This is a genomic window from Nonomuraea montanisoli, assembly GCF_013363975.1.
Lineage (GTDB): Bacteria > Actinomycetota > Actinomycetes > Streptosporangiales > Streptosporangiaceae > Nonomuraea > Nonomuraea montanisoli.
Map to the genome: position 1 here is coordinate 519284 of NZ_JABWGN010000007.1, position 19480 is coordinate 538763.

Consider the following 19480-nt stretch of genomic DNA (forward strand, 5'->3'; position numbering starts at 1 on the left):
GCACCGGGTCTCCACTGCTCGTGCAGTCCGGGCCGTGGGACCATCCCCGCGTGCGCTGGGAGCACTGACGGCCAGGGCGGCCACGGGATCAGCCGCCGGGACCATCCCCGCGTGCGCGGGGAGCACGGATCCATGCCGGGCACGGGGACGAGCGCGCCGGGACCATCCCCGCGTGCGCGGGGAGCACGGCTTCGTACCGGAACAGCGCGCGCCAGTCGGGACCATCCCCGCGTGCGCGGGGAGCACACTGCCTGACCTGGGACGTTACCCAGGTGAAGTGCCGATTCGAAGCACTTTCAAAGATTCGGACATATGTCACTCCAATCCCATCTGTCGTCGAATCTATCTGTAGACATTGGTCGCCATCGGCACCATCGATGCGGTCATATGTATTTATTTCAGACAGGAAGCATTTTGTGTAACGCTGAAAACCTCCGCAAGGGCGTTATGGAAATGAATCCCGTGGTTCCTGCGTCTTCGGTGGTAGTGGTCTTTAATGGTGGCCATGCTCGATGGGGAGCTCTTCCCGCGCTGGTCGATTGGGGGCCTCTCGGCTGCTGCGCGTACGGTGTGGGCGAAACACGATGCCGCCACTGACGGATGGTTGCCATTGTGGCGGCACCTGCCTGACAGCGGCGCGGTGGCGGGGCTCCTTTGGGATCGCTGGTTGCCATCTCAGGTGCAGCGTGTGATCGCGGAGGCACTGCCGGGTGGTCTAGATGACGGGCGGCGCCTGGCTATCTGGCTGGCGATCACACACGACATAGGCAAGGCCACCCCGGCGTTCGCGTGCCAGGTGGAGACGCTCGCTGACAGGATGCGTGCTGCCGGCCTCGACATGCCGCCGTACAAGCAACTGCTTGATCGTAAGCTCGCTCCTCATGGTCTGGCCGGTCAGGCGCTTCTGTGTGACTGGCTGATGGAACGTTATGGGTGGACGCGTTCGGCTACCGCACAGTTCGCGATCATCGCCGGTGGTCATCACGGGGTGCCGCCCACCCACCAGGACATTCGTGAGTTGAACGTTCGCCCCCAGTTGTTGCGCACGCCTGGCTGTGCCTCTCTCTGGCGAGATGTGCAGTGGGAGCTGTTGGACCTGTGCGCCGAGACCAGCGGGGTAAAGGAGAGGCTGGTTGCCTGGCAGGGGGTGAAGCTCCCCCAGCCGGCCCAAGTACTGCTCAGCGGCCTCGTCATCGTCGCGGACTGGATCGCGAGCAACCCCGATCTGTTTCCGTACTTTCCCGAAGCCCAAAGGCAGGGCGAGCGGCAGCGGGTCGAAGCGGCATGGCGCGGCCTCGAACTTCCTGCCCCTTGGCGGCCTGGCGAGCCGCAAGGGGAGCCGGACGAGCTGTTTCTCGATCGTTTCTCGCTCCCTCGCGGAGCGCGTATCCGCCCGGTGCAGGAGCGCGCCGTCGCCTTGGCTCGGAGCATGTCATCTCCTGGACTGATGGTGATCGAGGCACCGATGGGCGAGGGGAAGACGGAAGCCGCGCTCGCAGTCGCCGAGATCTTCGCCGCGCGCTCTGGGGCGGGCGGCTGCTTCGTCGCCCTGCCGTCCATGGCGACCAGTAACGGGATGTTCCCGCGGATGCTCGAGTGGCTTGAGCGTGTGCCCGATGTGCGCCTTGGTCAGGGGCCGCGGTCCGTATTGCTGGCGCACTCCAAGGCGGCGCTGAACGAGGACTATTCGGCGCTGATGCGTGCCGGGCGGCGCGAGATCCGCGGAGTGGAAACAGACGGTTCGGGGAATGAGTGGCGCCCCCGCGTGGACCGCGCGATGGGCTCCGCCGAACTGATCGCGCATCAATGGCTACGAGGCAGGAAGAAGGGCATGCTGGCGTCCTTCGTGGTGGGGACGGTCGACCAGCTGCTGTTCATGGGGCTGAAGAGCCGGCACCTGGCGCTGCGACATCTCGCGTTGTCGGGCAAGGTGGTCGTCATCGACGAGGCGCACGCCTACGACGCTTACATGAACTCCTACCTGGATCGGGTGTTGTCGTGGCTGGGCGCGTACCGGGTTCCGGCGGTCGTGCTGTCGGCGACCCTGCCCACGAGGAGGCGCCGCGAACTCGCGCAGGCATACGCGGGGGCTGGCGCCGACGGCGAGGGCCTGGCCGACGTGGAGAACGCGTCCGGCTATCCGCTGCTGACTGCGGTCGAATTCGATCGTCCGGCAACGGTGGAGGTTGTCGCCGCCTCCGGACGAGAGACTGAAGTCCATGTCGAGCGCTTGAACGACGATCTGACCACACTCGGCGACATGTTGGAGCGGGAACTGGCCGATGGTGGCTGTGCGCTGGTCGTGCGTAACACCGTCGGTCGTGTAATGGAGACATCGGCATATCTGCGAGACCGCTTCGGTCATGACTCAGTCAGTGTGACGCATGCGCGGTTTATCGATCTGGACCGAGCAGAAAAAGACGCCGATCTTCTAAAGAGGTTCGGCCCTCCAGAGAAAAGCACGGGTCGCCCAGTCGGTCGTCATATCGTTGTCGCCAGCCAAGTGGCGGAACAATCGCTCGACATCGACTTTGACCTACTGGTGTCAGACCTGTGTCCGATCGACCTGTTGCTGCAACGCATGGGCCGCTTGCACCGGCATCAGCGGGGTGAAGGCCAAAGCGACCGTCCACCGCGGCTGCGCTCGGCGCGCTGCTTCGTCACGGGAGCTGACTGGACTAGGGCTCCCGTCGACCCCGTGCGTGGGTCGGTGCTGATCTACCGCCGGCACGCGCTGCTGCGATCCGCTGCGGTGCTGGAGCCGTACCTGTCGGGGACCGCCACAAGTGGGCATGTCGTGCGCCTGCCGCAGGACATCAGCCCGCTCGTCCAGGACGCCTACGGTTCTGCACCAGTCGGCCCGCCTCAGTGGCAGGAGGCCATGGAGCAGGCGCGCCAGGCGCACGAGCTGCATCAAGCGCAGCAGGACAACAGGGCACGAGACTTCCAGATCAACGCGGCAGGCAAACCCGGACGAGCGGTCATCGGCTGGGTTGATGCGGGAATCGGCGACGCCGACGACACCCGTCGTGGCCGGGCACAGGTCCGTGACAGCCGCGAGTGCCTAGAGGTGCTTGTCGTGCAGCGCAGGAGCGACGGCACGCTGGCCACGCTGCCCTGGCTGGACAAGGGACGAGGCGGGCTTGAGCTGCCCACCGACACGCCACCTGAGCCCAAGCTTGCACGCATTGTCGCCGGATGCGGCTTGCGGCTGCCCTTCCACATCTCCCTGCCCGGAGTCATAGACCAGGCGATCGATGAACTGGAGCAGAACTACGTGGCGGCGTGGCAGTCCAAGGAAAGTCACTGGCTGGCCGGCGAACTGATCCTTGTCCTGGACGAAAACTGTCGGAGCCGCCTGGCAGGCTACGACCTGCGCTACACCCCAACCGATGGCCTGGAGGTGGTTCGTGCTGAGTGAGGTTGCTCCACCCTCGTTCGATCTGGTCCGTCGGCCTTGGCTGCCCGTCCAACGCCAGGACGGTAGCCAGGACGAGTTGTCGCTGCAGGACGTGTTCTGCCAGGCCGACGATCTCCGGCGGCTGGTCGGGGATGTCCCGACTCAGGAGTTCGCGCTGCTCCGGCTACTGCTCGCGATCCTGCACGATGCGGTGGACGGTCCAGCCGACCCGGAGGAGTGGCAGGACCTGTGGGACGAGGGCCTGCCAGTCGATCGCATCACCGCCTACCTCGACCAACATCGTGACCGCTTCGACCTGCTGCATCCCGAGCAACCCTTCTTCCAATGTGCAGGGCTTCGCACTGCGACCGGCGAGGCCAGCTCCCTGGATCGCCTCGTCGCCGACGTTCCCAACGGTGTTCCCTTCTTCACCATGCGAGCGCGGGGCGTCAGCAGGCTCGGATTCGCGGAGGCGGCCCGCTGGCTGGTGCATGCCCACGCGTTCGACACTTCCGGGATCAAGACCGGCGTGGTCGGCGACTCTCGCGTCAAGGGCGGCAAGATCTACCCGCAAGGAGTGTCGTGGGCCGGGGCGCTGGGCGGCGTGCTCGTCGAGGGGGACAACCTACGACAGACCCTTCTGCTCAACCTGATTGCTTTCGACACCGAAAACCTTCGCAGGGATGGCGAGAGCGATCTTCCAGTCTGGCGCCGCCCACCGGTAGGACCCGGATCGATCGACCCGATCCAGCTTTCCAGTCGTCCGGCAGGCTTACGGGATCTCTACACCTGGCAGTCGAGGAGAGTCCGACTCTTCTTCGACGCCGAAGGCGTGACCGGGGTGATCCTCACCTACGGAGACATCCTTGAGTCGCGCAACAAACACCAGGTCGAGCCCATGACCGGGTGGCGGCGCAGCCCGGCCCAGGAGAAGAAACTCGGTTTGACACAGGTCTATCTGCCGCGCGAACACGACGCGAGCCAGAGCGCCTGGCGGGGGCTGGGCGCGCTGATCGCTGGTCTTGCCCCTGGTGGGCAGCAGCGCGGCGAGGCTGCGCGCATCGTCCGTCCTCGCATCTTGGATTGGGCCGCTCGCCTTACCGTCGAAGGCGGCTTGCCGCTGGACTATCTGATCCGGGCACGGCTGTTCGGCGCGGTGTACGGAACCCAGCAGTCGGTCATCGACGAGATCATCGACGACGCGGTGGCGATGCCGCTGGTGCTGCTGCATCAGCGAGACACCGGCCTCGGCCAGGCCGCGATCGACGCGGTCGCCGATGCCGAGCGCGCTGTCACCGTGCTCGGCGATTTGGCCGCAGATCTAGCACGAGCTGCCCGAACCGTGCCCGAGCTGGCCAGGGACGTAGCCCGCGCCACTGGATTCTGGACCCTTGATGGAGCGTTCCGAACCTGGCTGGCCGATCTTCGACCGCAGAATGATCCTCTGGAACGCCGATCCGTCTGGCATCAGCGTGCACATCGTCTCGTCAGCCGCCTCGGTGACGACTTGCTGCGAGGGATGGGCGACGCTGCCTGGGCGGACCTCTGGCTGAGCGCATCGGAGGCCCACCGGACCTTCCGGACACGCCTACGCGCGGCCCTGCCAATGGCTTCCCCAGCCGAGTCCCCGCCAGACCCGCCGGACGGCGACGGTCAACCACGAGACGTGGAGGCACAAGCATGACCACCCCCTCGGTCGCCGACCGTCGTTCGGCCGGCGACCTGATCCGTGATGTCGCCGGCGCGTACATCGGTGACCTGCAAGCCGGCTATCTGGACGACAGAAGCTCAGCGGTTGCCGCGTTGGCCCAGCTCAGGCGTGGCGCGGGCAAGCTACCGGAGGAAGTGCCCGAGCTGTGGGGCATGGCAGGCACCGATCGGCTGTACGCCGAGAGGCCGCTTTCCTACAACGAGGCGGTCAAGGCAGAGGCGGCCCTGTTCTTAGCCGTCACCCTGTACGCCCTCCACCAGCAATCCCATCCTGATCAGCGGATGCATCGACGGGGTGTCGAATTGGGGGAGGCAGTGCGTCGCCTGATGCCCGTGGGGAAGATCGATGAGCCGATCCGCCGGCGCTTCGTGCGCGTCGGCGCAGCCAACACCCGGCAGGTTCTCGCCAACCGGCTTAGAGAAATCATCACTCTGCTTCGCAGAGAGTCCATCCCGCTTGACTATGCGCTTCTCGCTCGCCAGCTTTACCAGGCGCAGCACCCCGAAGGGATGCGCCAGGTACGCCAGAGCTGGGGGCGCAGCTTCCACTCCTACCGGCCTGGTGGTTCAGGGGCCGAGACACGTACCGACAATGAGCCGGCCGAGAAGGAGCCCCAGTGACCCGTACCGTTCTCGAACTCCACGTCCTGCAGACTGTTCCTCCGAGCTGTCTGAACCGCGACGACACCGGAACGCCGAAGAGCGCCATCTATGGCGGTGTACGACGCGCTCGGGTCTCTAGCCAGGCGTGGAAGCGGGCAACCCGGCGAGCGTTCCACGATCTGCTCGACCCTGCTGAGCTTGGCGTCCGTACCCGAAGGGTGGCCGAGTTGCTGGGCGAGCGGATCATGCGCCTGGACGCCGCCATCGAGCAGGCCGAGGCTTGGACGCTGGCGGCCGAGACCATTCAGCTGGCGACCGGGGCCAAGATCGAACGCCCCAAGCGCAAAGCGGCGGAGGAGGAGTCCGCTCCGGAGTCGAAGTATCTGATGTTCCTCAGCGCCCACCAACTCGACGGGCTGGCCGAGCTGGCCGTCAAGGCACACGGCGCCCCCAAGGACTACTTCAAGGACAAGGCTGTCAAGGACCAGGCTCGGCGGATCGCCAAGACCCGGCACTCTGCCGACATCGCGCTCTTCGGGCGCATGGTAGCCGACGAGGCGGATATCAACGTCGACGCGGCCGCACAGGTCGCCCATGCCATCAGCGTCCACCAGGTCGAGAACGAATCTGACTTCTACACGGCTGTCGACGACTACAAGAAGCGCGAAACCGACGACCTCGGCGCGGGCATGATCGGGACGGTGGAGTTCAACTCGGCCACCCTCTACCGGTACGCCGCCCTCGACGTCGACCTGCTCGGCAAGAACCTCGGGAAGGGACTTCGCGACGACCAGCCTGCTGTCGAGCCGCTGCGCAGAGCCGTCGAGGCGTTCGTCGAGGGCTTCCTGACCTCCCTGCCCACCGGAAAGCTCAACACTTTCGGAAACCACACGCTGCCCGACGCCGTGGTCGTCAAGGTACGCTCGTCGCGGCCGATCAACTGCGCCGCCGCGTACGAGGAGCCTTGCCGGGCGGAGCCGGAGATCGGTGGTCACGTACGGCAGGCGTCCGAACGTCTGGCCTCTTACCTCCCTGAGGTCGAGCGCGTCTACGGGGTCGCCGACGAGGGGCCGAGCTGGGTGCTGAGGGTGGGCAAGAACACCGAAGCGCTGTCCGGACTGGGCACCGAGCTACCGCTGCGGGAGTTGATCCAGGCCATCGGCGACGAGATCGCCCAGCGGCAGGGCGCATGAGCGTTCTGCTGATGCAACTGGCCGGGCCTCTGCAGTCGTGGGGGTCCGCGTCGCGCTTCGCCCGCCGTATGACCGAGGCTGCGCCGACCAAGAGCGGCGTGATCGGCCTGCTTGCCGCAGCTCAAGGACGACAACGCTCGGCAGACGTGTCCGACCTGGCCGCCCTGCGCTTCGGCGTTCGCATCGATCAGGCCGGTACGGTGCTGCGCGATTACCAGACCGCACACCATTTCGTCAGCGATGAGGCGGTACCGGTCTCAGAGCGGTTCTACCTCGCCGACGCCGTCTTCGTCGCGGGAGTGGAGGGCGACCGGCAACTGATCGAGGCTCTGTACCGGGCACTGCGCGCTCCGGTGTTTCTGCCGTATCTGGGACGCCGTTCGTGTCCCCCGACGCGACCCGTGGAACTCCGCGTCGACCACGACCGCTCTTTGCAGCAAGCCCTTGAGCGGGAGCCCTGGCGGGCGGCACGTTGGAATCAGCGCCGCCACCGTAACGCCGGGCACCTTGTCGAACTGGAGGTGCACATCGAGGCCACCGAGGGGGATGGGCCGGTCGACAGCCTCCGCGACCAGCCTCTCAGCTTCGACCCCCTGCACCGGCGGCACGCCCTGCGCGGCGTTCGCCGGACACGGGTGAGCGTGCCCAACCCGTACGCGCCTTGCGACCATGATCCGACATCCGTCCTGGAAGGCGCCTGATGTACCTCACGAGGTTCCGTCTCAACACCGCGCGTGTGGGAGCGCGCCGGCTGCTGTCGTCCCCGCAGATCCTCCACGCCGCGGTCATGTCGTCCTTCGCCGACATCCCTGCTGCGCCCGACGGCGGTCCCCGGGTCCTGTGGCGGGTCGACCGCAACAGCCGCGCGGAGACCTACCTCTACATCGTCAGCCCCGACAAGCCGGACCTCACGCACTTGGTCGAGCAGGGCGGCTGGCCAGAAACCGGCCGGTGGGACACCTATGGCTACGAGCCGTTGCTGTCCCGCTTGGCGGCCGGTGACCGATGGGCGTTCCGGCTGACGGCCAACCCGGTGCACAGCATCCGCCGCAAAGACGGCGAACCCACCAAGGTCACTGCGCACGTCACGCAACGCCATCAGATCGACTGGCTCTTGAAGCACCAGGAGAAGGCCGGGTTCAAGATCATTGAGAAGTCGGCCGACCAGCAACTCGTGCCCGGCCTCGACCGGCATGAGGTCGTCGTGCACGACCGGCGCCAACTGTCCTTCGCCAAACGCGGCCAGAAGGCCCCGGTCACCCTTCTCGCGGTCACCTTCGACGGGAGGTTGGAGGTGACCGACCCGGACGCGCTTCGGCACGCTCTCACTCGTGGGCTCGGGCGCGCCAAGTCGTACGGTTGCGGCCTCATGACGCTGGCCGAGGTGTGAACCGTGGCCACCGTCGGCCAGCGTGGCATGTCGTCGCCGCGCGAGCTCACCCGAATGGGAGACCGCATCTCGTTCATCTACCTTGAGCGATGCATCCTGCACCGGGAAGACAACGCCATCACGGCCGAGGACGCTGAAGGTGTCACCCACATACCCGCCGCCACCATCGGAACCCTGCCGTGCTCCCCGCGCACGCGGGGATGGTCCCGTGCCGGCGGGCAGCATCACGCCTGACGAGCTGTGCTCCCCGCGCACGCGGGGATGGTCCCTCCCACCGAGGGAGTTCACAAACTTGCCAATGGTGCTCCCCGCGCACGCGGGGATGGTCCCGGCCGCTTCACCAGCGCATGCTCGGCCGGCCGGTGCTCCCCGCGCACGCGGGGATGGTCCCCTGATCAAGAACATGCGGGACGCCATGCCCAAGTGCTCCCCGCGCACGCGGGGATGGTCCCATTCCAGCCCTGAGCTACGCCTATCGGGAAGCGGTGCTCCCCGCGCACGCGGGGATGGTCCCTCGTGCAGAGCGTGGCCGGCGCCCAGCTCCTCGTGCTCCCCGCGCACGCGGGGATGGTCCCGGCACCTGGTAGACCCGCCCCGGCCGCCGGACGTGCTCCCCGCGCACGCGGGGATGGTCCCTCTAATCAGATCGTGACGTAGCCTGGCAAGCCGTGCTCCCCGCGCACGCGGGGATGGTCCCCAATGATGAACCGGCTTCGCCTCTACTGGAGGGTGCTCCCTGCGCACGCGGGGATGGTCCCCCTCCCGAGGACCCGGCAGTACGCGAGCGGATGTGCTCCCCGCGCACGCGGGGATGGTCCCGGCTGGACGCTGACCGGCGGCACGGGCTCGACGTGCTCCCCGCGTACGCGGGGATGGTCCCCGAGACCCGATGTCCAGCCACATCGTGGCACCGTGCTCCCCGCGCATGCGGGGATGGTCCAAAAGGCCCGCGCCGATTGGGGAGAAAGCAGTCGTTCAGGAGTGTCCACGGCTAATACGCGGCCAAATGTGGGGCGTGATCGGAGTTTCCCCAGGTCGGCGCAAGATTGTGACGGGTCTGTAAAACCGTCGGCTCAGCCTACGCAAGTTCGAACCTTGCACCTGCCACCAGCAGTAGCTGCAGGTCAGAGGCCCTTCGGGGCCTCTTCTGCGTTTCAGGGGTGTGCAGCCGTAGGCAGCCCTGAGCGGCCGTCTGTCGCTGGTCCCGGAATATATGCGGAATGGATCAAGGGGCGTTTCCTCTGGTCGACGCGCATGATCCGGAACGTCCACGGCCAATACGCGGCCAAGAAGAAGGGCCCCGGAGGCGATCCGGAGCCCTGTGCTTCTACCAGGCGAGGTCATCTCAGGCGACGAGCGCGTCTTGGATCCGCTGGTTAACGATCTCTTCTTGGCCGTCGACGCACTTGGCGTAGACGCGCAGCAGGACGTCGACGCCGTGGCCGGCGCGATTGGCCACCTCGGGAGCTGGTACGCCGCCGTTGAGCCAGAGCGAGACGGCCGCATGTCGCAGGTCGTACGGCCGCCGAGCCAGGGGAGAGGCGACCTGGGCGGGAGTGAGGGCCAGTGTCCGGGCCTCGTGCCAGACCTCGGTGTAGGCCGTCGAGGCGACGCCGCCGCCGCGTTCGCTGCGGAAGAGTCGGCCGTCCTCGCCGACGCTGAAGTCCGCGATGTGCTGCCGAAGGATCTTGACTAGCTCGGGCGGGATGGGGACCACTCGGACGTCGTTCGTACCGCGGTGCTTGAGCCCGCGTTCCTCGTGTGCGTCACCGGTGTCGGTCCACTGCCTGTTGACCTCGGGGCGGGACACGTCGAGCGTTAGGCGTCCCCAGCCCTTGGCGGGGAGGTGGCAGTCGTCGCGTCGTAGGCTCACCGCTTCAGCCGGGCGCAGGGCAGCGAAGTACATGCACGCGAACATGGCCATCAGACGTTGCCCGCGTCCCCGTCGTCCGTTGCCGCGCTTGCCGACGTAGGTCACCGCGGTCAGGAGCTCCCGCGCCTGGCGGGGGTTCACGACCACGCGAGGGTCTACGGTCTCGGTCGTCTTGGGAGGCGACCACTTCACCCGGTGGAGCGGGTTGGACGGCAGTTCCTCCAGCTCCACCGCGTACTCCAGGACGTGATGCAGAACGGCACGCTTGCGCTTGATCGTATTGGCGCCGGCCTTCGAGCCGTCGAGGCACAGGGTCAGGGCGTCGAGCGCGGGGCGGAGCACCTTCGTCTCGTTCAGCTCTTGCACGCTGAGCGAGGCCGACTCCAGCCAGCGGAGCGCCTTGGTCATGTCCAGGGGCGCCGGTGGCCGCCGGTCCTCGGGGAACAAGGCGTACTTGCGGAGGGCGCGACGGAGCGTCTGTGCGTCGGGCCTGCCTGGCATGTCCTTCGTCAGAGCCGGAAGGGCCGTGGCGAGAGCGTCGGACATGCTGTCTCGGCTCTTGGAGGCCGCGTGGGGCCACTTCATGTCGATGTAGGCCATGACGAAGTCGAAGACCGTGCGTGCCTCCTTGGCCTTGAGCATGGACACGGGAAGGCCGGTCTCGATGTCGAACGGCTCACCGTTCTTGGCCGCCTGTCTGAGGTCGGAGAGCCAATTCTTGGCCTGTGCGGACTTCTCGTAGGTCTTGGACTTCTCGCGGCCGGCCACTGTCCAGCGGACCGTGTAGGAGATCGTCTTGCCCGACTTCACCGCCGACTTGTTGGAGCGAATCTCCCAGAACTTGACCTTGTAGGAAGTGTTCACGCTGCGCTCCTGAGGGATTCGAGCCAGGCTTCGAGGTCGCTGCGGTAGATGCGAAGTTCGCCGTTGGGCAGACGGATCCCCTGTGGGGCCTTGCCGATCTCTCGCCAGCGGTAGAAGGTGCGGCGGCAGACGCCGCCGAGTTCGTCGAGGACTTGGGCGACGGTGAGGAGTTCGTCTCGCCTCCTCATGCCGCCACCGCCTCGGTTACCGAAGGATCGTGGCCGTCTGCCTGAGCTTGGAGGCGAGCCATGTGGGTTCGCCAGCGTTGGCGTTCGGCGACCGAGCGGAGGAGGCGCATGGCGAGTGGCGGCACGTTGGCGTCGCCGGCCGGGACGGGCTTCCAGATGTAGCGGTGTGGGTCGGTCGGCTCGTTGGGCTGGCCGAGAGCTTCCAGGAGCCAGGTGCGACGGTCTTGGCGGTGTTCTGCGAGGGTCTTGTTGGACCACTTGCGGGAGACCAGGACGCGGCGGCCGGCGTAACCGAGGTGATCTGGCTTGTGGGCCTTGCTGCGGCACGCTCCCGGAGTCATCCCCTGCTTGGCGTCCTTGGGCTGGATGCCGTAGCGCAGCCAGTTCGGGCACCTCGGAGAGCAGGGTTCGAACCGCAGCGCATCGACCATCCGGGCGGCGTGCTGTCGCTGGGCGGGGTTGTCGGCGTCGAGGCTGTCGCCGAGGCTCTTGGTGAGGTACTTGGACAGGTAGCGGATGCACTGGTCGGCGTCCGGAGTGCTGGCGAGCACGCCCTTGACGTCGATCTGGTTGCCGAAACGGATCACGTGCAGCGGTGCGGCGTCCTGGTCGGCGTCGAGCTGGTCGAGGGCTTCGTCCCAGGTCGGCAGGACCTCGCCGGTCTGCGGGTCGAGGTAGCCGGCCCCGTCCTGCCAGACCGGCAGATGGTCGCTGGCGAAGCGGACCACGTCTGCTGGTGGCCACCACACCTGGTGGTAGGTGGCGGCGGCGATTTGCTTGACCTCCGCTCTGGGGAGGGTGCCGCGGATGGCCATGTGCAGGTGTGGCGCGAGTCGCTTCTGTGGTTCCACGGAGGCGAAGTACTGTACGTCATAGCCCGCGACTCGGCGTAGGTTCTGCACGAACCGGTCCACGAGCTTGGAGAAGTGCAGCGCGTCCCGAGCAGCCCGCGCGTAGTCGTAACTCTCCGGATCCACCGGTACGCCGTTGTGGACCTTGCCATAGGACGGGAGGGTCAGCGTGACGAACAGCGAGGGTCGGTAGACCTTGCCGTCCGAGCTGGTGAACGTCCGCCCGAGCGTGGTCGGCACCATTCTGCGCTTGGGCAGGTTCGGCGCGTCCTGCCGCCGTCTGGTCGAGCGAGTGCGCTTGGGGACGGTACGACCGAGGACGTTGCCGCGCATGCCCGCCTCGTTGATCTCGGCGTCCACGCCCTCGATTGCAGCGTCCCAGGCGGAGGTGTCCTCACATGACGCGGCGGCCTGGTCGCGGTGGGCTTGGAGGTCGGCGCGGAACTCGACCAACCACCGCTGATCGTCATTCGGGTCGTCCGGGGTGATGGCCGGCTCCTGGTCGAGGTGCCAGCCCTCCCGGCACTGAGCCATGCGGAGTTGCCGGTTGCGCTTGGCGCAGGATGGGCACTTCGCGTCGAGGGTGGCCCCGCATGGGACGTCCACGATCTCCCAGCGGCCGGTTTCGATGTCCAGGCGCTTGAGCGGGACGGGCCGGATGCAGACGCCGTACTGCTTGGCGACCTCCACGGCCACCTCACGGGCCAGCGGCATGGCCTGTCGGACGGCGCGAGGCAGTTCAGCCATGGACACCTCCCTCGTCCTCTGCCAGGTCGGCGCAGAGCCGGAACAGGCCGTTGTATGGGTGCTTGAGCGTGCGGGGGTGGAGCAGCGCGAAGACACGCAGCCGGGGCAGGTCGCGGAAGGTGAGCAGGACCATGAGGCGGCGGCCCGCGACGAGTTCGAGTTCTTCGGCGGTGCCGTGGAAGCAGACCTTCATCAGGCAGCGTCCCTTCCGGCAGCGAAGGCGGCGGCCATGTCGCGGATGTCGGTGTCGGAGACATAGGCCGCGCGAACCCGGACCGGGTCGGGTGAGGCCTCCAGCCGGACATAGCCGACGCCGGCGCCCCGTTCCGGAACGGGTGAGATGTGGTCGGCCAGGGCGCCCCGGTCGCGGGCGCCATCACCGAGGACCATGTCCACCTGCTCCGACTCGTCCAGCCGGAGGGCGATCTTGTCGGGGAACAGGTTGCGGATGTTCATGACCTCCTTGCGCGGGTCCTGGAGGGCGGCCATGACACCGATGCCGACCGCGCGGCCCTGGGTGGTGAGCGTGGCCAGGGCAGCGGAGATGCGCTGCTTGAGCTGCCGGTCTGCCTGATAGGCGGTCAGGAACGCCACCTCATCGACGACCACCAAAATGAACGGGTCCTCCACGGTCGGCGTGTGGGAGCGTAGAACACCGGCGAAGCGGGCGGCGCGCTCCTGCATGACCGTGACGGCCTGGTCGAGCAGGTCGGCGCACTCTTCCGGCGTGGCGGCGTACCGCTCACCGAACAAAGCGCGTCCATACGACAGCTCCATCAGCTTGGGGTCGAGCGCCCAGATCTCGACCAGGTCCGCTCGTACGGCGGGGAGAAGGGCACGGATGGTGGACCAGATGATCGATCCCTTGCCGGCCCCGGTGGCGCCCGCGACCAGGACATGAGTGCCGTGCACCTTGAGCCGCCACGGCCGCCCGTCCTCCTGCTTGCCGATCTCGACCGGCCCCACAGTCGGGACGTCGGGCAGTGGCAGAGCATCGAGCGGCACGGCCAGCGGGTCAGTACGCGGGAAGGTGAGCTGGAGCCGCCCACCCCGGATAACCGCCACGCGGCAGGAGGCCGCACCGAAGCCCTGCGCCAGGTGGTCGAGCCGATCGGCCCAGTCCTTGACCGACTGGCCCTTGAGCATGCGCACGGTGACCAGGTCGGCCCATGCGGTGCAGGTGACCTTGCCGAGCTGGGGCAGGTAGTCACGGCCCCACAGATGCCGGCCGAGCCCCGAGACGACCATGACCGATTGCCAGTGCCGCCGGTACACCCAGACGAGCCGCCACCAGGCCAGCACGCGCAGCCCGATCAGGCGGACGAAGTCGTGCCGGTCGGTGAGGGCCCAGGCGAGCATCCCTGTAGGGGCCGGGGCGAGGAGGAGCAGCGCGGTCCGCCAGCCGTACACCAGCGTGAGGACGACGGGCGTCAAGGCGAGTAGCACGGCAACGGGGTGCCGCCACAGCAGCCGCACGCATCCGGTGAGGACGCGCCAGGCGAAGATGATCAGGGTCAGGATGGCGGGAGTCTGGACGACGGCCGGGCGGAAGACGACGGCCGTGTCGGGCGTGGTGGTGACGAGGTTGCGTGCCTCGTCGCCAGGCAGCCGCTTGAACATAAGCTTGGAACCTCTCGTGATGTGGAGTCGTGGGAGAAACCCGGGGGCCGCCGGAAGTTGGCGCTTCTGGCGGCCCCGCCTTACGTGTCAGGCCGCCGTCTGGTCGGTGGCCTTGCCGGTGGCCGACTGCTGGGTGTGCAGGCGCTCGCAGTCGGCCAGGTACTGAGCGGCGGCGGCGTAGATGTCGCGCGCCAGGGCCAGGTCGGCGTCGGTCACCGACCCGCCGCCCGTGGTGGAGATGGAGACGTTCGCCTCGGAGGTGCTGACGGCCAGGTACGGGCGGCGCCCGTCGATCACACCGGAGCGAGCGCGCACCTCGTGGGTGTAGAAGGAAACCGCGACGTGCGGCCTGTTCGCTGACGGCATCGACAGCGTGATGTAGGTGTACGGTTCGAGGCTCACGCCGCCGCCTCCTTGCCAGCGGGCGCCTGCTTGGCGCGCGGCGGGCGCATCCCCGTGGCGCGGATGGAGTAGGCCAGCCGCCCGCTCTGGGACACGTACGGCGTGACGGTCATCCCGACGAACTCCACGGGCGTGATCGGGAGGCCGGGTGCGGCCGGCGGGAGGGGCGGTTCGGTCGAGGACAGGATCTTGACTGCGACCGTCTTCTGCGACGCCTTCACGGTCGGGTCGCCGTCCATGACCGGGACCTGCCAGACCGGCTCGCCGGTCACCTTGTCCTTGGCGTAGACGGTTCGGCCGTTGGCCGAGGCGTCGAAGTCCTTGACCTGCTCGACGTTGCCGACGAGGTAGCAGCCGTGCGGGAAGACCTGGTCGAAGCTGATCGGGATGGGTCCCTGGATTGCCATGTGGTTCCTCTCTGCTGCGGCGGAGAGCCCCTCGTTCGCTCGTCCACTTGTCCGCATGAGTTGAGAGTAGGCAATGGCCACTCGTCCGCACAAGTGGCCGAGCCGGAATGGCTTGGTAAGAGTTAGCTCACCTTGTAGACATCCTCAAGCTCATGCAGGCTGCCAGGCAGGGCCAGACTCATGGCGAGCAGCACCGTCCCTGCCGGATCATGCACGGTGGACAGCACGCCGAGCACCGGGTTGGACGAGCCGAGCAACTCAACCTCATCCTTGGTCGGCTTACGAGCGGTGACGCGCTCGGTGATGTGGTCGAAGCGCAGGTGCTTGACCGCCTGGAGATGCCGGCGGATGCCGCTCCGCAGCGGTTCCGGCTTGTCCAGGTCGGAGCCCACCGCGATCTCCAGCGGAATCCACACCGTCTCCACCGCCGACGGGAGATCCCCCTCACGAGCCGCCCGCCGACGCATGATCACTGGCGTACGCTCGGCGACCCCGAGGAGCTTCGCCACGTACCGAGGCGCCGACACGCGCGCCACCTCCACAAGGCTCTCCGGACTCTCGCCCTGCTCGGTCGCGGTCAAGCTCGGCCGGACACGATCGGCCCCACTCTCGGGACGCCCCTTCACGAACGAGCCCCGCCCGTGCTCACGCTCGATCCAGCCCTGCATGGCCAAGGTCTGAAGGGCCCGCACCACGGTGGTACGCCCCACGCCCAGCTCACGAACCAACTGCGTCTCGGACGGCAGCATGTCGCCCGGCGCGTACTCGCCCGACTCGATACGCTCCTGAATCGCCCGCATGACCTGGGCGTACTTCGGCGGAGCGAAGTCCATGCTCATCTTGGCCGTCCGTTCACTCTTGCGCTCGTCCGCACAAGTACAGTACTGGCTAAGAAGTGACCTGTCAGGGCTCTTGAAAGGCAAACTTCCGTCTCCACCTGGATGCTTGCCTGTACCGCCGCGCACATTCCTTGCAGGATGTCGAGCCGTCCGGGACGAACGGCACATGCCAATCGTCGATCAACACCGGCTGCACCGTCACCCCGCACCATGCGGTCATACCGTCCGTACGCACCGCATGCTGTACCAGGACGGAGTTCCGCCGGATGCTCTCCACCCCGCATCCCCAGAAGGCGACCTCGTCATCGCTCATGCTCGGTCTCGCGCAGAAGCTCAGCCAACGGCCCTGTCGCCGACTGCGTGGATCGCAAATCCGCATAACGCATGGCGACGCGGTGAGCGGCCCGCACCGGGTCAATGGCGGGATGCCACGCATAGATGACACGGCGCCGCCCGGCATTCCACCCGGTTCGCCACCAGAAATGGTTACCGTCGCACCACACCACGAGACCGACCCAGACCGAGACGAGCGCGAGCCCGTACCCGTCGTGAACGTCGGCGGCGACCCCTTTGACAGCCAGCGCCTGCCGAAGAAGCTCAGCCGAATGCCCCGGATGAATCGAGACGAATTTCGCCGCACTCATTCGGCCACCCGCTCGAACCGCACCGAGCCGGCCGTGTCCAGGTACGCGCGGAAGACCTCGTGACGGCTCTCGCCGTCAGCCGTACCCCCGAGCCCGTAGACGCTGTGGACGATGCGCCCACACACCGCAGCGTCCCCAGCCACGCCGCGCATCGCCTTGCGCAGCTCGTCCATCGCCGTCGCCTGGAACGGGCTCGACCCGCACGACCCGAGCGACTCACTACAGCCGGACTGGATCCGAACTTCCCACTCGAACACCTCGCCGCTGGCGGCGGCGCCACACTCGGCTCCATCGCAGAAGAGGCACTCAACGGTGGAGGAGGACGCGACGCCCAGCTTCGACGCCGCCACATGCCCGCGCCGCGTAACGATCTTCCATCCGCGCCCGTCGCATTCTTCACACCTGACCGGAGTTGTCATGCGGCAGAGCATGAATGGACCAACCGTTTATACATATCCAGCGGCGATATACCACCGAGGCATATAGAGTCCCCGGCACGGCAATGCACCATCACGGAGCCGAGTTCCGGAGGGCCGCATGCGCGCGAGTGCTTTCGAGCCGATCAAGCTACCGCCATCGGTTTGGGAACGCGACGACATGCGAGAAAGCCTGAAAAACCGCGACATCGCGAGCCTATTCCGGCTCGTCGCAAAATACGGCGGTATCAGTCAGGTGCGCATCGCAACAGCGACCGAAATAGCGCAGCCCCGCGTCAACAAGATCTTCAAAGGCACAGCCGGCCCCATCGAAGAACTCGCCGTCTTCGAGCGCATCGCCACCGGACTCGGCCTGCCCGACCACGCCCGCATGCTCCTCGGCCTGGCCCCACTCGACATCGCCTCCCCAACAGGCGACCTCGACGACGAGCACCAGGAGCAGACCGACGAACTCGCCGCCCGCCTGGAGGCCGCCGCAGCCGTCGACGACACCATGGTCATGATCCTGCGGACGGACACCAACAACCTCCGCCTCCAGGACCGCCGACTCGGAAGCGTCGCCATCGCCGACAAGATGCGCGCCCAGATAGCCCAGATCGAACGCGCCCACCGACACGCGATACGCCCACGCATCCGCGCCCAGCTCGCCCACCTACTTGCCGAAACAGCTTCATTGGCCGGCTGGCAGGCCATCAACACCGTGGCCCTCAACGACGCATGGAACCACTACGAAGCAGCCAAAGCTGCCGCCCGCGAAGCCGAGGACGCCGCCGTGCTGGCCTACGTCTCCGGCGAGCAGGCGTACGTCCTCATGGACATGGGGCGGCCAGCCGAAGCCGCCGAGCTGCTCCAGTACATCCACGCCGCGCACCGAAACCACGTCCCCGCTCGCTTGCGCACTTGGCTCGCCGCAGCCGAAGGCGAAGCCGCGGCCATCCTCGGAGACGAGACCGCATGTCGTCGCGCCCTCGACCAGGCCGCCGCCGTGTTGCCGGAAGGCGACGGCGACCTCGACATGCCCTACCTGTCCATCAACGTCCACCACTTCGCTCGCTGGCGCGGAAGCTGTCTGCTCCGCTTCGGCGACCCCGGCACCGTCGAGGACCTACGCTCCTCACTTGCCGGAATGGACGGCACCTACAACCGCGCCGAAGCAGGCGTCCGCTGCGACCTCGGACACGCGCTCCTCGCCGCCGGCGACCCCGAAGCCGCCCAACCCCACATCCACCGCGCCAAGCAACTGGCCACCATGACCGGCTCACGCCGTCAACGGCGCCGCATCGACGAGCTAACGCAAGCGGTCAACCGCGCCCTTGGCCGTTGAGTCGCTGCTGAGCCTGAAGCAACCCGATCAACGTCCCCGACGTCCAGATGTCACCGCCGGCAATCATGCCGGGGATCTCCGCCATCGGAACCCACTCGATCCGATCGGCCTCCACCTCGCCCTCCGGCTTGCCGACCAGCTCGGCCCCGCGCATCAGGAACAGGATGTGCTCGGAGTCCACCATGCCGGCCATCGGCTGATAACTCACCAGGTGCTCGACCTGCTTCGCCCGATACCCGGTCTCTTCCTCGACCTCGCGAACGGCCGTGGCCATCGGGTCCTCACCGGCCTCGACCAGCCCGCCGGGAAGCTCCCACCCCCACCGGTCGAACACGAACCGATGCCGCCACATCAGCAGGACCCGATCCTGCTCATCGACGACGACCGCGATAGCGGCCCGGTCGAGGTGCACCACATGATGCTCGAACCGCTCCCCGCCAGGGATCTCCACATCGGCCATGCCGAGCCGGATCCACCGGTTGTCATAGATCAGCCGTTCCCCGTGAACCACCCAGCGCGTCAGCTCAGCGTCATCAGCCACACCGCGAAGCTACCGGCCCGCGTCCCTGGCGTACACGCACTTCCAGGTGACAGCTGAGATCGTTGCCGAATAGCCCCTATGAAGATCAAGGGCGGCGCTCCGCGCCGCCGTCGCGGCCCTGCGCTCGGCCGCACGCTGCGCGTGCGGCCTGGGGGCCGTTCTCGCGCGCGCCGTGCTCGGGCCGCGCTGGCAGAGGTAGCCCGGCTGGCACTCAAAGCGGATAGTCTCACAGCGTGGACAACGAGGAGCCCGCAATCCGGCTATGGACCGACGCCGAACTCGCTCTCGCGACTGGCCTCGTGGTGCTGCTCATCCTCCTGCCCACCATCATCTGGCTGGCCACGACGATGCTGCGCCGCCGCAGATAGAGCCTCTGGCGGGGCACTCCAGCTCCGGCATGATCGCCGCGCCGAGTGCCAGAGCCGTGAGTTGCTGAGGTGGAAGCCT

Annotated in this window: 19 protein-coding genes and 2 CRISPR repeat arrays (1 of these 21 only partly in view); of the genes, 8 read left to right on the forward strand and 11 right to left on the reverse strand. The window is 67.1% G+C overall.

The window, feature by feature from the left end; translation table 11 throughout:
- Positions 1-246: direct repeats of the CRISPR family, unit length 29 nt; unit sequence GGGACCATCCCCGCGTGCGCGGGGAGCAC (it extends 1427 nt beyond the left edge of the window).
- A gap of 259 nt (positions 247-505) precedes the next feature.
- The 6 genes from cas3 to cas6e are packed head-to-tail and all read left to right on the forward strand — an operon-like array spanning position 506 to position 8296.
- Positions 506-3421 (forward strand): CRISPR-associated helicase Cas3', encoded by a 2916-nt coding sequence (gene cas3, locus HTZ77_RS20770; protein WP_175591265.1) that lies wholly within the window; start codon positions 506-508, stop codon positions 3419-3421.
- Positions 3411-5084 (forward strand): type I-E CRISPR-associated protein Cse1/CasA, encoded by a 1674-nt coding sequence (gene casA / locus HTZ77_RS20775; RefSeq protein WP_328808672.1) that lies wholly within the window; start codon positions 3411-3413, stop codon positions 5082-5084. The genes cas3 and casA overlap by 11 nt, the downstream gene beginning before the upstream one ends.
- Complete coding sequence (gene casB, locus HTZ77_RS20780; RefSeq protein ID WP_175591267.1) at positions 5081-5731, forward strand: type I-E CRISPR-associated protein Cse2/CasB; 651 nt, start codon at positions 5081-5083, stop codon at positions 5729-5731. The genes casA and casB overlap by 4 nt, the downstream gene beginning before the upstream one ends.
- A complete protein-coding gene (gene cas7e / locus HTZ77_RS20785; RefSeq protein ID WP_175591268.1) occupies positions 5728-6906 on the forward strand; it encodes a type I-E CRISPR-associated protein Cas7/Cse4/CasC in 1179 nt (392 codons plus the stop codon). The genes casB and cas7e overlap by 4 nt, the downstream gene beginning before the upstream one ends.
- Positions 6903-7607, forward strand: coding sequence for a type I-E CRISPR-associated protein Cas5/CasD (gene cas5e / locus HTZ77_RS20790; RefSeq protein WP_175591269.1), 705 nt, complete (start codon positions 6903-6905; stop codon positions 7605-7607). The genes cas7e and cas5e overlap by 4 nt, the downstream gene beginning before the upstream one ends.
- A complete protein-coding gene (gene cas6e, locus HTZ77_RS20795) occupies positions 7607-8296 on the forward strand; it encodes a type I-E CRISPR-associated protein Cas6/Cse3/CasE (RefSeq protein ID WP_175591270.1) in 690 nt (229 codons plus the stop codon). Before cas5e ends, cas6e begins: the two co-directional genes overlap by 1 nt.
- 179 nt (positions 8297-8475) lie before the next feature.
- A CRISPR array of direct repeats spans positions 8476-9237; the repeat unit is 29 nt; unit sequence GTGCTCCCCGCGCACGCGGGGATGGTCCC.
- 404 nt (positions 9238-9641) lie between these two features.
- Here the strand turns inward: cas6e and HTZ77_RS20800 are convergent.
- From HTZ77_RS20800 to HTZ77_RS20845, 10 genes are all read right to left on the reverse strand, one after another.
- Positions 9642-11033 (reverse strand): tyrosine-type recombinase/integrase, encoded by a 1392-nt coding sequence (locus HTZ77_RS20800; RefSeq protein ID WP_175591271.1) that lies wholly within the window; start codon positions 11031-11033, stop codon positions 9642-9644.
- Positions 11030-11221: a helix-turn-helix transcriptional regulator gene (locus HTZ77_RS20805; RefSeq protein WP_175591272.1), complete on the reverse strand. Its 192-nt coding sequence runs from the start codon at positions 11219-11221 to the stop codon at positions 11030-11032. Before HTZ77_RS20805 ends, HTZ77_RS20800 begins: the two co-directional genes overlap by 4 nt.
- Positions 11218-12819 (reverse strand): replication initiator, encoded by a 1602-nt coding sequence (locus HTZ77_RS20810; protein ID WP_175591273.1) that lies wholly within the window; start codon positions 12817-12819, stop codon positions 11218-11220. Before HTZ77_RS20810 ends, HTZ77_RS20805 begins: the two co-directional genes overlap by 4 nt.
- Positions 12812-13012, reverse strand: coding sequence for a hypothetical protein (locus HTZ77_RS20815; protein ID WP_175591274.1), 201 nt, complete (start codon positions 13010-13012; stop codon positions 12812-12814). The genes HTZ77_RS20810 and HTZ77_RS20815 overlap by 8 nt, the downstream gene beginning before the upstream one ends.
- Positions 13012-14439: an FtsK/SpoIIIE domain-containing protein gene (locus HTZ77_RS20820; protein ID WP_175591275.1), complete on the reverse strand. Its 1428-nt coding sequence runs from the start codon at positions 14437-14439 to the stop codon at positions 13012-13014. Before HTZ77_RS20820 ends, HTZ77_RS20815 begins: the two co-directional genes overlap by 1 nt.
- 87 nt (positions 14440-14526) lie before the next feature.
- Positions 14527-14841, reverse strand: a complete 315-nt coding sequence (locus HTZ77_RS20825) for a hypothetical protein (protein WP_175591276.1) — start codon at positions 14839-14841, stop codon at positions 14527-14529.
- Positions 14838-15248, reverse strand: a complete 411-nt coding sequence (locus tag HTZ77_RS20830) for a plasmid replication, integration and excision activator (protein ID WP_175591277.1) — start codon at positions 15246-15248, stop codon at positions 14838-14840. The genes HTZ77_RS20825 and HTZ77_RS20830 overlap by 4 nt, the downstream gene beginning before the upstream one ends.
- Before the next feature lie 122 nt (positions 15249-15370).
- Positions 15371-16087: a GntR family transcriptional regulator gene (locus tag HTZ77_RS20835; protein ID WP_175591278.1), complete on the reverse strand. Its 717-nt coding sequence runs from the start codon at positions 16085-16087 to the stop codon at positions 15371-15373.
- 302 nt (positions 16088-16389) lie between these two features.
- Positions 16390-16731, reverse strand: a complete 342-nt coding sequence (locus tag HTZ77_RS20840) for a hypothetical protein (protein ID WP_175591279.1) — start codon at positions 16729-16731, stop codon at positions 16390-16392.
- On the reverse strand, positions 16728-17150 hold the full coding sequence (locus HTZ77_RS20845; RefSeq protein ID WP_175591280.1) for a hypothetical protein: 423 nt from the start codon (positions 17148-17150) through the stop codon (positions 16728-16730). The genes HTZ77_RS20840 and HTZ77_RS20845 overlap by 4 nt, the downstream gene beginning before the upstream one ends.
- 118 nt (positions 17151-17268) lie before the next feature.
- Here HTZ77_RS20845 and HTZ77_RS20850 point away from each other — a divergent pair, with 118 nt between their 5' ends.
- Positions 17269-18492: an XRE family transcriptional regulator gene (locus tag HTZ77_RS20850; protein WP_175591281.1), complete on the forward strand. Its 1224-nt coding sequence runs from the start codon at positions 17269-17271 to the stop codon at positions 18490-18492.
- Here the strand turns inward: HTZ77_RS20850 and HTZ77_RS20855 are convergent.
- The gene (locus HTZ77_RS20855) at positions 18470-19033 is read right to left on the reverse strand and encodes an NUDIX hydrolase (protein WP_175591282.1); all 564 of its coding nucleotides are present in this window, start codon (positions 19031-19033) and stop codon (positions 18470-18472) included. The two genes, HTZ77_RS20850 and HTZ77_RS20855, sit on opposite strands and share 23 nt — an antisense overlap.
- Before the next feature lie 233 nt (positions 19034-19266).
- Here HTZ77_RS20855 and HTZ77_RS47565 point away from each other — a divergent pair, with 233 nt between their 5' ends.
- A complete protein-coding gene (locus tag HTZ77_RS47565) occupies positions 19267-19401 on the forward strand; it encodes a hypothetical protein (RefSeq protein WP_268960049.1) in 135 nt (44 codons plus the stop codon).
- Positions 19402-19480: the final 79 nt, after the last annotated feature.

What these genes read in the sequence shown, in the direction of transcription:
- HTZ77_RS20850 (WP_175591281.1), top strand. Translation starts at nt 17,269, where the DNA reads ATGCGCGCGAGTGCTTTCGAGCCGATCAAGCTACCGCCATCGGTTTGG.
- cas6e (WP_175591270.1), top strand. Translation starts at nt 7,607, where the DNA reads ATGTACCTCACGAGGTTCCGTCTCAACACCGCGCGTGTGGGAGCGCGC.
- HTZ77_RS20805 (WP_175591272.1), bottom strand. Translation starts at nt 11,221, where the DNA reads ATGAGGAGGCGAGACGAACTCCTCACCGTCGCCCAAGTCCTCGACGAA.
- casB (WP_175591267.1), top strand. Translation starts at nt 5,081, where the DNA reads ATGACCACCCCCTCGGTCGCCGACCGTCGTTCGGCCGGCGACCTGATC.
- HTZ77_RS20840 (WP_175591279.1), bottom strand. Translation starts at nt 16,731, where the DNA reads ATGAGTGCGGCGAAATTCGTCTCGATTCATCCGGGGCATTCGGCTGAG.
- HTZ77_RS20815 (WP_175591274.1), bottom strand. Translation starts at nt 13,012, where the DNA reads ATGAAGGTCTGCTTCCACGGCACCGCCGAAGAACTCGAACTCGTCGCG.
- cas5e (WP_175591269.1), top strand. Translation starts at nt 6,903, where the DNA reads ATGAGCGTTCTGCTGATGCAACTGGCCGGGCCTCTGCAGTCGTGGGGG.
- cas3 (WP_175591265.1), top strand. Translation starts at nt 506, where the DNA reads ATGCTCGATGGGGAGCTCTTCCCGCGCTGGTCGATTGGGGGCCTCTCG.
- HTZ77_RS20810 (WP_175591273.1), bottom strand. Translation starts at nt 12,819, where the DNA reads ATGGCTGAACTGCCTCGCGCCGTCCGACAGGCCATGCCGCTGGCCCGT.
- HTZ77_RS20820 (WP_175591275.1), bottom strand. Translation starts at nt 14,439, where the DNA reads ATGTTCAAGCGGCTGCCTGGCGACGAGGCACGCAACCTCGTCACCACC.
- HTZ77_RS20835 (WP_175591278.1), bottom strand. Translation starts at nt 16,087, where the DNA reads ATGAGCATGGACTTCGCTCCGCCGAAGTACGCCCAGGTCATGCGGGCG.
- HTZ77_RS20830 (WP_175591277.1), bottom strand. Translation starts at nt 15,248, where the DNA reads ATGGCAATCCAGGGACCCATCCCGATCAGCTTCGACCAGGTCTTCCCG.
- HTZ77_RS20845 (WP_175591280.1), bottom strand. Translation starts at nt 17,150, where the DNA reads ATGACAACTCCGGTCAGGTGTGAAGAATGCGACGGGCGCGGATGGAAG.